At 33.9% G+C, this 13,249-nt stretch carries 11 protein-coding genes and 1 pseudogene; all 12 read left to right on the forward strand.

The window, feature by feature from the left end; genetic code table 11:
- Positions 1-75 precede the first annotated feature (75 nt).
- The 12 genes and pseudogenes from Q5N74_RS11250 to Q5N74_RS11305 all read left to right on the forward strand — a co-directional run bounded on the left by Q5N74_RS11250 (position 76) and on the right by Q5N74_RS11305 (position 13,249).
- Complete coding sequence (locus tag Q5N74_RS11250) at positions 76-1,038, forward strand: Gfo/Idh/MocA family protein (protein WP_304388908.1); 963 nt, start codon at positions 76-78, stop codon at positions 1,036-1,038.
- Between the two features lie 33 nt (positions 1,039-1,071).
- The gene (locus Q5N74_RS11255) at positions 1,072-1,500 is read left to right on the forward strand and encodes a lysozyme inhibitor LprI family protein (RefSeq protein WP_304388909.1); all 429 of its coding nucleotides are present in this window, start codon (positions 1,072-1,074) and stop codon (positions 1,498-1,500) included.
- Positions 1,501-1,597: 97 nt separating this feature from the next.
- Positions 1,598-2,488: a 3-hydroxyacyl-CoA dehydrogenase family protein gene (locus Q5N74_RS11260; RefSeq protein WP_304388910.1), complete on the forward strand. Its 891-nt coding sequence runs from the start codon at positions 1,598-1,600 to the stop codon at positions 2,486-2,488.
- Positions 2,489-2,549: 61 nt separating this feature from the next.
- Positions 2,550-3,788 (forward strand): annotated as a pseudogene (locus Q5N74_RS11265) (DUF1015 domain-containing protein).
- 79 nt (positions 3,789-3,867) lie between these two features.
- Entirely contained in the window at positions 3,868-4,536 is a 669-nt protein-coding gene (locus tag Q5N74_RS11270; protein WP_304388911.1) for a YggS family pyridoxal phosphate-dependent enzyme, read from the forward strand.
- Positions 4,537-4,590: 54 nt separating this feature from the next.
- Positions 4,591-5,955 (forward strand): exonuclease domain-containing protein, encoded by a 1,365-nt coding sequence (locus Q5N74_RS11275; protein ID WP_304389042.1) that lies wholly within the window; start codon positions 4,591-4,593, stop codon positions 5,953-5,955.
- Between the two features lie 2 nt (positions 5,956-5,957).
- A complete protein-coding gene (locus Q5N74_RS11280) occupies positions 5,958-7,916 on the forward strand; it encodes a DUF3857 domain-containing protein (RefSeq protein ID WP_304388912.1) in 1,959 nt (652 codons plus the stop codon).
- Positions 7,917-7,942: 26 nt separating this feature from the next.
- Entirely contained in the window at positions 7,943-8,794 is an 852-nt protein-coding gene (locus Q5N74_RS11285) for an ion transporter (protein WP_304388913.1), read from the forward strand.
- A complete protein-coding gene (miaA, locus tag Q5N74_RS11290) occupies positions 8,787-9,686 on the forward strand; it encodes a tRNA (adenosine(37)-N6)-dimethylallyltransferase MiaA (RefSeq protein WP_304388914.1) in 900 nt (299 codons plus the stop codon). The genes Q5N74_RS11285 and miaA overlap by 8 nt, the downstream gene beginning before the upstream one ends.
- Positions 9,687-9,691: 5 nt before the next feature.
- Positions 9,692-10,369, forward strand: coding sequence for a GNAT family N-acetyltransferase (locus Q5N74_RS11295; RefSeq protein ID WP_304388915.1), 678 nt, complete (start codon positions 9,692-9,694; stop codon positions 10,367-10,369).
- Between the two features lie 301 nt (positions 10,370-10,670).
- Positions 10,671-11,228, forward strand: coding sequence for a DUF2911 domain-containing protein (locus Q5N74_RS11300; protein WP_304388916.1), 558 nt, complete (start codon positions 10,671-10,673; stop codon positions 11,226-11,228).
- 44 nt (positions 11,229-11,272) lie between these two features.
- Positions 11,273-13,249 carry an LTA synthase family protein gene (locus Q5N74_RS11305; RefSeq protein WP_304388917.1) on the forward strand — a complete coding sequence of 659 codons (1,977 nt, stop codon included), beginning with the start codon at positions 11,273-11,275 and terminating at the stop codon, positions 13,247-13,249.

Raw genomic sequence — 13,249 nt, forward strand, 5'->3', positions numbered from 1 at the left:
TCTTTCAATAAAAATTCGTACGGAATAATATAGATTCATGTTCTAAAAATCTTATTTTTGTTGAAAACGTAAAATATGACGCTAAAAGCTGGAGTACTTGGTGCTGGCCACCTTGGAAAAATTCATTTAAGACTTCTTAAACAATCTGATAAATTTGATCTTGTTGGTTTTTATGATGCCGATGAAACCAATGGTAAAAAAGTAGAAGCTGAATTTGGGTATAAATTTTTCAATTCTGTAGATGCTCTTATTGATGCTGTAGATGTGGTAGATATTGTTACACCTACATTATCGCATTACGATTGTGCTAAAAAAGCGATTGCAAAAGGCAAACATATTTTTATTGAAAAGCCTATTACAAATACGGTTGAAGAAGCGGAGCATATTAGAGAACTTTTAGCAGAAAACAACCTTAGAGGACAAGTAGGCCATGTAGAACGTTTTAACCCAGCCTATTTAGCGGTAAAAGACGATATTAATTCGCCTATGTTTATTGAAACACATCGTTTGGCAGAATTTAACCCACGTGGAACCGATGTACCTGTGGTGCTGGATTTAATGATTCATGATATTGATATTATTTTAAGTGTTGTAAAATCGAAAGTAAAAAGCATTAGTGCTAGTGGTGTAGCCGTAATTAGTAGCTCGCCCGATATTGCAAATGCACGTATTGAATTCGAAAACGGTTGTGTAGCGAACTTAACAGCCAGCAGAATTTCACTTAAAAAAATGCGTAAAGCACGTTTTTTTCAAAAGGATGCCTACATTTCGGTTGACTTTCTAGATAAGAAATGTGAAGTGGTAAAAATGAAAGACGCTCCTGAAAGTCCGGGAGATTTTGACATGGTCCTTCAAAATGCTGAAGGCGAGAAAAAACAAATTTATTTTGATAACCCACATGTAGAGAACAACAACTCCATACTAGATGAGTTGGAAGCTTTTGCACATGCTATTAATACAAATTCATCACCCGTGGTAACGCTACATGATGGTACCGAAGCCTTACGTGTTGCGACTCAAATTATTAATTGTTTTTAGGAAATAACTCGAATATTTATCTGTTTTTAGGTTATGTATTTAAAGGAAATTAGTCTTTCCATTATTTTTATTTTTACATTAAACGGCTTATTCGGACAATCTAAAACCGGAGACCAAATTGATCTAGAATTAAAAAACTGTTTGGAATCGGAGAAGAATTATACAACAAGTGCCATGACGCAGTGTGTAATAGATGCGACCAAAAACTGGGACGAAAGATTGAATGAAACCTATCAAACGCTATTAAAAAAGCTGTCTTCTGAACAAAAGAAAATACTGGTAAACGCTCAAAAATCATGGATTGCTTTTAGAGATAATGAATTAGCATTTTCTAATAAGCTTTACCACGATATGCAAGGCACTATGTGGATTCCAATACATGCAGAAACAAGATTAAATTTAACAAGACAACGTACATTAGAAATCGAATCCTATTTAGACAATATAGCTATTGAAAATTAGCACTTAATCTTCGATTTATATAAATAACTCATGTATGAGCTCTGAAATAATTTAAATTAATTCTCTCTTTCAAGGGAATAACAAAACAACGTATTAGATGAAAAACATTGCTGTAATTGGTGCTGGTACTATGGGAAATGGTATCGCACACACCTTTGCTCAAAGTAATTTTAAGGTAAACCTGATTGACATTAGCGAAACTTCACTTAAAAACGGGTTGGCTACCATTACCAAAAACCTAGACAGAATGGTAGCTAAAGAAACCATAACTGAAACTCAAAAAGAAGAAACGCTTAAAAACATTAGTACGTTTACTAGCATTGCTGAAGGTGTTAAAAATGTAAACTTAGTGGTTGAAGCTGCCACCGAAAATGTCGATTTAAAACTAAACATCTTTAAGCAAATTGATGAAGCTTGCGCTGAAGGCTGCATTCTAGCCTCAAACACTTCCTCCATTTCTATAACCCAAATAGCTGCAGTCACTTCTAGACCAGATAAGGTTATTGGCATGCATTTTATGAACCCCGTGCCTATTATGCAATTGGTAGAAATTATTCGTGGCTACAACACCAGTAACGAAGTAACCAATACCATCATGGATGTATCGAAAACTTTAGGCAAAACCCCTGTTGAAGTGAACGATTACCCTGGTTTTGTTGCCAACCGTATTTTAATGCCCATGATTAACGAATCTATTGAAACCTTGTATAATGGTGTTGCAGGTGTTCATGAAATTGATACCGTTATGAAATTAGGAATGGCACACCCTATGGGACCATTACAATTAGCCGATTTTATTGGGCTAGACGTTTGTTTATCCATTTTAAATGTAATGTATGATGGTTTTAAAAACCCAAAATATGCACCATGTCCTTTATTAGTAAATATGGTACGTGCTGGTAAATTAGGTGTAAAATCTGGTGAAGGCTTTTATGATTATTCTGAAAGCAGAAAAGCAGAAAAAATTGCGTCTCAGTTTTTAAAGTAAACAGTCGCAATTTCAGTTTTCAGTCCCAAGCGTTATAGCTTAATCTAAAAACTAGTAACTCATGGCGAACATACTCCCTTTTAAAGCAGTAAGACCCACGCGAGATAAGGTTGGACTTGTCGCATCCCGTTCGTACCAAAGTTATTCAAAAGCAGAATTAAAAGCACGGTTAGAATACAATCCGTTTTCATTCTTACACATTTTAAATCCGGGATATAAATACGATAAAAATATTCATGGCAAGGAACGTTTTAGTTTAGTTAAAAACCGTTATTTAGAATTTAAGGAGAATTGCATTTTTATTCAAGATGAAATTCCTTCCTACTATATCTATAAAATTGTAAACCGAAATGGCCATACTTTTTCTGGTATTATCGCCGCTGCGAGTACTGAAGATTACAAAAACGATGTTATAAAAAAACACGAAGACACCATTGAATACCGCGAACATATTTTTAAAAATTATTTAAAAACCGTGGGCTTTAATGCCGAACCTGTACTTCTCACCTACCCCGACAACCTTGATATTAAAGCCACAATTACCGAGGTGCAAAAAGTACGTGCCGAATATGAATTCACGACGCATTTTAGAGACACGCATTATTTATGGCTGGTGAACGCCCCCGAATTAATTGATAAAATAAAGCGCGCCTTTAAAAGTATCGATTCAATTTATATTGCAGATGGTCACCACCGTACGGCTTCGTCCCTTTTACTTTCAGAAGACTTAAAATCTGAAAACAACAAACACAGTGGGACTGAAACTTATAATTTTTTCATGAGCTATTTAATTCCAGAATCTGAATTAAAAATTCATGAATACAACCGCCTCATAAAAGACTTAAACGGCTTAACAAAAGAGGCTTTTTAAATTCAGCTCGACACCTTATTTCGTATTGAAAAACGAGTCAAAGAGCTCTATAAGCCAACAAAAAAACATCATTTTAGTATGTATTTGGATGGTGAATTCTATTCCTTATTCTTACGGAAAACCAACACCCAATTTCACACCGCATTGGATGCTTTAGATACTCAAATTTTACACAAAACCGTTTAAGAACTTATTTTAGGGATTACCAATGTGCGTAACAACACACGTATAAGTTATTCACAAGGAAAGAACAACTTAGTTACTATAAAAAGCAAAGTCGATTCGGGCGAGTTTGCCGTTGGCTTTGGACTTGTCCCTATTACGATAGACCAACTAAAAGCCATTGCCGATAACCAGTTGACCATGCCTCCAAAAAGTACGTTTATCGAGCCCAAGTTACGAAGTGGCCTTACTATTTATGAATTTTGAATAAAATACTTATTTGTTCATTTGTTGATTTGTATATTGCGTTAACCAAACTATAAACACCTTCTCAATTTCCCATTTAATGAGTATTAAACAAAACCTTGATTATATAAAATCGACACTCCCAGAGCACGTAACATTAGTTGCCGTTTCGAAAACCAAACCTGTTAGTGATTTAATGGAAGCCTACAATGCGGGTCAGCGTATTTTTGGTGAAAACAAAATTCAGGAAATGGCCGAAAAACATGATAGCATGCCAAAAGATATTGAGTGGCACATGATTGGGCATGTACAAAGCAATAAAGTAAAATACATGGCATCGTTTGTGAGTTTAATTCATGGGGTGGATAATTTTAAATTACTGCAAGAAATTAATAAGCAGGCAAAAAAACATGATAGAATTATCAAATGTTTGCTTCAAATTAAAATAGCTTCGGAAGATTCTAAATTTGGAATGACTGGTTTTGAAGCTTCAGAGATTATAAAATCTAAAGCCTTTTCAGAATTAAAAAACATTCAAGTGGTTGGTGTTATGGGAATGGCCACATTTACCGACGACGAAAATCAAATTAAAAAAGAGTTTTCTTTATTAAAAACCACTTTTGATGGTTTAAAATCAATTGAAACATGTATTTTTAAACCTGAAACCATTAGCATGGGAATGAGCGGCGATTACGCCTTAGCAATAGATTGCGGAAGCACCATGATTCGTGTTGGAAGCACTATATTTGGTGAGCGCAATTATTTGTAAACAGCTAATAGAAAGCCCAATTTAAACTTTTAACTTTTAACTTTTTTTTCACTCATTTACGCAATATTAGACATAGAAACCACTGGAGGTAAGTACAATGAAGAAGGCATAACCGAAATAGCTATCTATAAGTTTGATGGCCACCAAGTTGTAGATCAATTTATAAGTCTTGTAAACCCTGAGCGCGACATTCAACCGTTTGTGGTTAACCTAACAGGCATAAACAATAACATGCTGCGCAATGCACCCAAATTTTATGAGGTTGCAAAACGCATCGTAGAAATTACTGAAGGCTGCATATTAGTGGCGCACAACGCCCAATTTGATTACCGTATTTTAGGCACCGAATTTAGAAGACTTGGTTTCGAATTTATAAGACCATCGCTTTGTACCGTTGAACTTGCTAAAGACTTAATACCAGACCTGCCATCGTACAGTTTAGGTAAATTGGTACGCTCGCTTGGTATTCCTGTTACAGATAGACACCGTGCTTCTGGAGATGCTTTAGCCACCGTAAAATTATTCAAAATGCTTTTGGATAAGGACACGACTAAAAGTATTATTCAGGCCTCTATAAAATTAAACCCGAAACTTCAATTAGAACCCAAGCATCTTGATATTATAGCAGATTTACCTGCTGTAACTGGTGTATATTATATTCACAAAGCCGATGGAGACATTATCTACATTGGGAAAAGTAACAATATAAAAAAGCGCATTAACCAGCACTTTACAAACACCAATCAAAAATCAAAAAAATTACAAGATCAAGTAACGGCAGTGACTTACGAAACTACCGGCAGCGAACTTGTGGCTCTTTTAAAGGAAAGTGAGGAAATTAAACGAGTTAAGCCTATTTTTAATAGAGCCTTGCGTCGTACCACCTTCACTCATGCACTTTATAGTTTTGTAGATAATCATGGGTATATCAATTTAAAAATTGATCTGGCCGATGGTCGTAAAAACCCCATAACAACCTTTAGCAATAAGCAAAGCGGCAAAAGCTTTATAACCAAAGTGGTTGAAGATTATAATTTATGCCAAAAACTAACCGGTTTATACAAAACCAAAACCAGTTGCTTTAACTACGATTTAAAAACCTGTGATGGTGCCTGCATTCAAAAAGAACCTGCAGATTCTTACAACAAGCGTGTTACTGAATTAATCAATAAAAACAGTTACAAAAACAAAAACATGGTGATTATTGATAAAGGCAGAGCGATCGATGAGCGCAGTGCTATTTTAATCGAAAACGGGGTTTTTAAAGGCTTAGGGTTTTTCAATTTAAACTATCAAATAAACAACATAGAGGTTTTAGAATCTATTATCACGCCTATGCAGAATAATAGAGACACCCAACATATTATTCAGAGTTATTTAAGAAAGAATAAACAAGTAAAACAACTACTTTTTAATTGAGTATGAAAAAAATCTACTTCATTTTAATAATCCTATCAAACGCATCCCTCTTTTCTCAATCAAGTTTTAACTCAGAATCCTTCCGAGTAACTTTAGGTGACCTTGAAACAAACTCCTTTGAAAAAGATTCTACAGCAACGGCTTTAGTAATTTACGAAGAAGGTAATAGCTATGTGGACCCATCGGATTATGATTTAAGAACCGAAGTAAAACATAAAATAAAGATTTTAAAAAAAGAAGGGTTTAATAAAGCCACTATTTCCATTCATTTATATAACAACAAAAATACGTCGGAACGCGTAAAAAACATTATCGCGACGACCTATAACAAAGAAGGAAACGAGGTTATTCAAACCAAACTGGAAAAAGAAAACATTTTTACCGAAGTGTATGATGAAAACCATACCCTTGCCAAATTCACCTTACCTAATATAAAAGAAGGCTCTGTTATTACCTATAGCTATACTCTTTTTTCTCATTTTATGTTTAACTATAAAGGTTGGGACTTTCAAGATGACATCCCTAAATTATATAGTGAATATCGAACCAGTATTCCTGGAAACTGGCTTTACAACATCAAGCGCGTAGGATATAGACCACTAGACATAAGTACTTCAGATTTAAAAAAGAATTGCTTGGACGGGCCGCGTGACTCTAGTGCAGATTGTTCTATAAACCGCTATGCCATGAAAGATATTCCTGCCTTTATAGAGGAAGATAATATGACGGCGAAATCAAACTACTTAGCACGCGTTGAGTATGAATTAAAAACGTTTCAAGGGTTTGATGGTGTAAAAAATGATTACACAAAAACATGGGAAAGTGTAGATGATGAACTAAGAACAGACCCTAATATTGGTAAACAACTAGGGAAATCAATAAAACCAGAAGATTTTTTTGATACTGCTATTTTAAATGAAAAAGACCTTTTAAAAAAGGCAAAAGCCATGTATACATTCGTTCAAGAAAACTATACTTGGAATGATAAATATTCACTTTTTAAAGATGCTTCAATTAAGGATTTAATAAAAGATAGATCAGGAAATGTTTCTTCAATAAACATGTTGCTTCATAATTTATTAGAAGAGTCTGGTATTGAAGTAAGTCCTATTTTACTATCAACTAGAAACAATGGATTTGCAACGAAGCTTTTTCCTGTTATTTCAGAATTCAACTATTTAATAGTACAAGCCAAAATAAATGACAAAACCTATTTATTAGATGCTACCGATAAGTACTTGAGTTTTGGAGACATTCCCTTCCAATGCCTAAATGGTTATGGGCGAATTTTAGACTTTAAAAATGGAAGTAACTGGGTAGATATCGAACCAGAAAAACTATCCTCCACGCAATATAAAGTCGAATTAAATATAGGCGCAGAAGCTAATATGACTGGTAATGTATATGCAAAAAACACAGGCTACCACGCATTAAACTCTAGAAAAGCATATTACCCAAATAAGAATTCATACATTAATAATATTCACGATGAAAACCCTAATCTAGAAATTTCAAACCATGAAGTAATAAGTGAAGGGCAAACAAGTTCCGATTTTATAGAAACTTATGATGTTGAATATGAAGACAATGTTGTGGGAGATAACATTTATTTAAATCCGTTTATAATCAAGTTTTTTAATGAGAACCCATTTAAACTTCAAGAACGCACTTACCCCATCGATTTTGGATATAAAGATTCATATTACTTCGCATTTAAACTAAATTTTAGTAATAATTACACACTGCAAGAAAAACCAAAAGATGTTAATTTAGTGCTTCCAAATAAAAAAGGACAAATTATCTTATCAAGCAATATGATAGCAAATAGCTTAGTACTTACATTTAAAGTAGATTTCAAAGAAGCTGTTTACGAACCAGAATATTATCCTTATTTAAAAGAATTCATGAATAAAATTGTGGATATACAAACCAATTCCCTTATATTAATAAAAAAGAAGTAATAAATCTTTTATTACTTTTGACACTTATGAGTGCTACACAAAAAACAAACTGGAAAGAAAAACTTCATGAAATAATTTATGAGGCAGATACACCTGCGGGAAAACTGTTTGATGTTGTTTTAATGATAACCATTATTGCCAGTATTTTATTAGTCATGCTTGAAAGTGTAAAAAGCATTGACGCCAAATATCATAACCTATTAAACATATCCGAATGGATTATAACCATTTTATTTACCATCGAATATGTTGCTAGAATTATAACAGTAAGAAAACCATTTCACTATATTTTTAGTTTTTATGGTATTATCGATTTACTATCTACCATCCCCAAATACATCTCGTTAATTTTTGGTGGTATACACGCTTTGGCTGCTTTACGTGCCTTACGTTTATTACGTATTTTCAGAATTTTAAAACTTGCACGTTATTTAGGTGCTTCCAATAATTTGGTAAGAGCTTTAAGAGCGAGTCGCGCTAAAATATCGGTATTTTTATTTGCCGTTATTATAGTAGCCATCATTTTAGGTACCATTATGTATTTAATTGAAGGTGAAGAAAACGGCTTTACTAACATCCCGAAAAGCGTGTATTGGTGTATTGTAACGCTGACTACAGTGGGCTTTGGCGACATTGCACCACAAACACCTTTAGGGCAATTTATAGCCGCTTTAGTCATGATTTTAGGTTATGGCATTATTGCCGTACCAACAGGTATCGTTTCAGCAGAATACACCGCACAAAACAAACCAAAAGAAGAACCAGAAAAACCGCATGTAGATCTAAATACACAATCTTGCCCTAATTGTGCGGCTGGAAGACATAAAGACAACGCCGAATTTTGCTATAACTGCGGTCATAAATTTGATAATGCCTAAACACTTAATTTCTATAGTAGGCCCTACAGCCATTGGTAAAACAGCTTTAAGTATTAAACTTGCTAATTATTTTAATACTGAAATTGTTTCAGCAGATTCACGACAGTTTTTTAAAGAAATGAGTATTGGTACTGCGGCACCTTCAACAGAAGAATTAGCATCAGCAAAGCATCATTTTATTCATCATAAATCCATTCAAGACACTTATAATGTTGGCACTTTCGAAAAAGAAGCCCTCCTTTGTTTAGGAACCCTTTTTAAAAAACACGATGTTGTTATTATGGTTGGTGGCTCTGGTTTATATGTAGATGCGGTAACAAAAGGATTGGATTATTTCCCTGAAGTCGCTGGTAGTATTAGAGAAAGCCTAAATAATCAATTGGAAATAGAAGGTTTACCAGTTCTTCAAAACCGACTTAAAGAACTAGACCCTGTATCTTATGATTCCATTGCGATTGATAATCCGCATCGGGTTATTCGCGCTTTAGAAATTTGCATAGGCACCAACAAACCTTATTCTTCATTTTTGAATAAGAAAAATATAAACAGAAACTTCACCACCACCACCATAGGTTTAACAGCAGAAAGAGACACCATTTATAACCGTATTAACCAACGAGTTGATATTATGGTAAACCAGGGCTTATTGGATGAGGTTAAAAGCCTGCTTCCGTTTAAAGATTTAAATGCCTTAAATACGGTGGGTTACAAAGAAATTTTTAATTTTATAGAAGGTGAATGGACACTCGATTTTGCCATTTCGGAAATTAAAAAGAATAGTAGACGCTTTGCAAAACGCCAACTTACTTGGTTTAAAAAGGGCGAAAACACTTTGTGGTTCGATTATGAAACTCCTTTCGAAGACATTATAAAAAACATAAATACGCACTAGTTTTGTTGATAAACGAAGAAGAATTAGATAACCCTGTTTGGCATGCTTTAACCAACATCCATTATAATCATGCAATTGATTATAATCATGTAAAGTTTTACCAACCAGATTACACCCCTTTTGGTGCTTTCATAAATAATGCAGACACTCGTTTAGCTATTGAAAAACATGGAGCGTTAATAAGTGGTTTTTTTATTGTTGGCGACAAACCACTACTTCCTGCTCATTTTGAAGAACCCAAACAGCATAAAGGGTTACAAATGATTGTTTACAACAAAATAAACCATCCAATTACCGACACTATTGTAGAGCTTACAGATGCGCACTACAACGACTTGATTGGGCTTATAAAATTAGTATACCCTGAATACTTCAGACCTAAAAGCAATATATTAGGGCAATATTTTGGTATTTATAAAGACGGAAAACTGGTTGCTTTAACTGGAGAACGCATGCAAACCAATCATTTTATAGAAATTAGCGCTGTTATTACACACCCCGATTATAGTGGTCGAGGTTATGCAAAACAATTAGTAACCCATACAGCAAACAATATTTTCACTAAAAACAAAACCCCTTTTTTACATGTAGATGAAACTAATACAGGCCCTGTTGCTTTGTATAAAAAATTAGGTTTCAACGTAAGAAGGAAATTAATTTTCTGGAAAATAACAACACCTTAAAAGGCTATTAAGCTCTAATAAAAGTGGGTCACCATTAATTTCTACCGCATCTACCATCCAAAAAAACAGTTCAGCAAGACATACACACGTCTATATATCAAAACAGTAACCTGTTTAAAGCGTTTCATTTCTCGTATGTTTTACATTTGTTTTTGTTTATTCAGTAAAAAGTGATCTAAAAAGAAGTTACACACTAAAAAAATATTTTTTATTATGAATAAAACAAAACTAAAGAATTCTACGTTTGCTTTTTAGAATCCATTACTTTTTAAAGTATCTTTATCCCAAATAATTACCTTTTATGAATACCTTTTTAAAACGCATTTTAGTACTATTATCCATTGTCGCTCTAGCCTTATTTTTATATTCTTTTTTTGTTGAAAATATTTTCGAAAAGCGTTTGAGTCCAAAAGACAACGTTAAGTTTGAATTAAACGACTTGAAACTTAAAGTGTTTTATAACAGACCTTCTAAAAAAGGGAGAGACGTTTTTGGAGCCTTAGTGCCGTTTAATCAAGTTTGGAGAACAGGTGCGAATGAAGCAACTACCTTCGAAACAAACCAAAGCCTAGCTATAAAAGGCATGACACTACCGGCTGGAAAATATACGTTATGGACGGTACCAAGAGATAGTACCTGGACCGTTATTTTTAATTCTAAGCAATATTCTTGGGGTGTAAATTCTGAAATGAAACCTATGTGGGATCCCAACTATGATGTTGTAGATATTGAAGTTCCTGTTGAAAAACTAAATGCACCCGTTGAACAATTTACCATAGCTTTTGATAATTCTACCGATAGTTTATCATTAACCATGGCATGGGACCGTGTTAAAGTAGTTGTTCCGCTTAAAGAATAATTAGTGATTTTAATCGTTATTAAATCAACCCAACCAACATAACTATGTGGAATAAAATTTTCCCAAAACGTTTTGAGTTACTCAAGGTTTATGTCTTAATATTTATGTTTATTGCATTTATATTAAGGTTTTGTTTAACATTTTGGTACTTTCCGCAAATAGATGGTTCTCTACTTACAGTCATTAAAACCTTTTTTATAGGCTTCTTATTTGATTTAGGTACCGTATCATTCTTCGCCTTACCATACGCTTTATACCTCTTAATAATACCACAAAAACTTTACGGCTCACTTTTAGACCGTACTGTTACCTATATAGCATACGGCTTAGGGCTACTCATATTTCTATTCTCATTTTTTGCTGAAATTACCTTTTGGGAAGAATTTGAACGTCGCTTTAATTTTATAGCTGTAGATTATTTAATTTACACCTACGAGGTGGTTAAAAACATTAATGAATCATACCCCATTCCCTTATTATTAGGAGCTATTTTAAGTGTATTATTTGTATTCATATACCTTACTAAGAAAGCAAAGGTTTTTCAAAAAACCTTTCATAGCGATACGATTCTTAAAGATAAATTAATCCCTACAAGCTTAATTATTTTCATAGCAGCCCTATTTGCGCTATTTATAAAAAATGAAGATGCAGAACAATTTAGCAATAGATATAATAACGAATTAGCAAAAACAGGTATCTATTCCTTTTTCGCAGCCTTTAGAAGCAACGAATTATCATACACCGAGTTTTATAATACTATCGATGAAGACCAAGCATTCGCTACTGTTAAGCAAAAATTAGCAGCTTCTAACGGTGTGTTTTCTCAACCCACAGAAAGACAAATTTATAGAACTATAACACATGCCGATAGTTTAACGCCTGCTCAAAAACCCAATGTTATTTTTATATGCATTGAAAGTTTAAGTGCTTCTTACCTAAACTCCTTAGGAGGCGAATTCGACATAACCCCTACACTCGACTCACTTTCCAACGAAAGTTTATTTTTCACAAACCTATACGCCACAGGTACACGTACCGTACGTGGCATGGAAGCTATTACCCTTTCTATACCGCCAACTCCTGGTAGAAGTATTGTAAAACGTGATAAAAACCAAGATCTATTTACTATTGGAGACGTTTTTAAACAACAGGGTTACGAACGTAATTTCTTTTATGGTGGTGACGGTTATTTCGATAATATGAACACCTATTTTGGTGGTAATGGTTTTAATATTATAGATAGAGGCCGTGGCTTTTTACTAGATTCGAACATTAAAACCAAGCGAACTAATATAGATGATGACGAAGTCACTTTCGAAAATGCTTGGGGTGTTTGTGATGAAGATATTTACAATAAGGTTTTAAAAGAAGCAGACGCCGCACACCTAACAGAAACTCCTTTCTTTAATTTTGTAATGACGACCTCTAACCACCGTCCCTTTACCTACCCTGAAAACAAAATAGATATCCCTTCAGGAACAAGCAGAGAAGGTGCTATAAAATATACCGATTATGCCATTGGTAACTTTTTAAAGGAAGCCAAAACCAAACCTTGGTTTAATAATACGGTGTTTGTAATTATGGCAGACCATTGCGCAAGTAGTGCAGGACGTTGGAATTTGAATATTGATAAATACCGTATTCCTGCCTTAATTTTCAATGTAGAAAATGTGGCGCCTCAAAAAATCGAAAAATTAAGTTCACAAATAGATATGTTTCCTACCTTATTTTCACTTTTAAATTGGGATTACGATTCCAATTTATTTGGTATGGATATCATGAAAATGAAAAAAGAAGACGAACGCGCCTTTATAGGCAACTATCGCAATTTAGGCCTTTTAAAAGACCGAAAACTAATGATATTGAGCGATCAACATATTGTTAATTATTATGAATGGGAAACGAACAATGATGATTTAATACCCAAAGCAATTGACACAAATTTATTGAATGAAACCATTTCGTTTTATCAAGTAGCAGATTATCTATATCGCAATGACGGCCTCAAATTAAAAAAATAG

The organism is Mariniflexile sp. AS56, from assembly GCF_030552475.1.
Lineage (GTDB): Bacteria > Bacteroidota > Bacteroidia > Flavobacteriales > Flavobacteriaceae > Mariniflexile.

Excerpts from the sequence above, each read along its gene's own strand:
- Q5N74_RS11270 (WP_304388911.1), top strand. The coding sequence starts at position 3,868 with ATGAGTATTAAACAAAACCTTGATTATATAAAATCGACACTCCCAGAG.
- miaA (WP_304388914.1), top strand. The coding sequence starts at position 8,787 with ATGCCTAAACACTTAATTTCTATAGTAGGCCCTACAGCCATTGGTAAA.
- Q5N74_RS11285 (WP_304388913.1), top strand. The coding sequence starts at position 7,943 with ATGAGTGCTACACAAAAAACAAACTGGAAAGAAAAACTTCATGAAATA.
- Q5N74_RS11300 (WP_304388916.1), top strand. The coding sequence starts at position 10,671 with ATGAATACCTTTTTAAAACGCATTTTAGTACTATTATCCATTGTCGCT.
- Q5N74_RS11305 (WP_304388917.1), top strand. The coding sequence starts at position 11,273 with ATGTGGAATAAAATTTTCCCAAAACGTTTTGAGTTACTCAAGGTTTAT.
- Q5N74_RS11255 (WP_304388909.1), top strand. The coding sequence starts at position 1,072 with ATGTATTTAAAGGAAATTAGTCTTTCCATTATTTTTATTTTTACATTA.
- Q5N74_RS11280 (WP_304388912.1), top strand. The coding sequence starts at position 5,958 with ATGAAAAAAATCTACTTCATTTTAATAATCCTATCAAACGCATCCCTC.
- Q5N74_RS11250 (WP_304388908.1), top strand. The coding sequence starts at position 76 with ATGACGCTAAAAGCTGGAGTACTTGGTGCTGGCCACCTTGGAAAAATT.
- Q5N74_RS11260 (WP_304388910.1), top strand. The coding sequence starts at position 1,598 with ATGAAAAACATTGCTGTAATTGGTGCTGGTACTATGGGAAATGGTATC.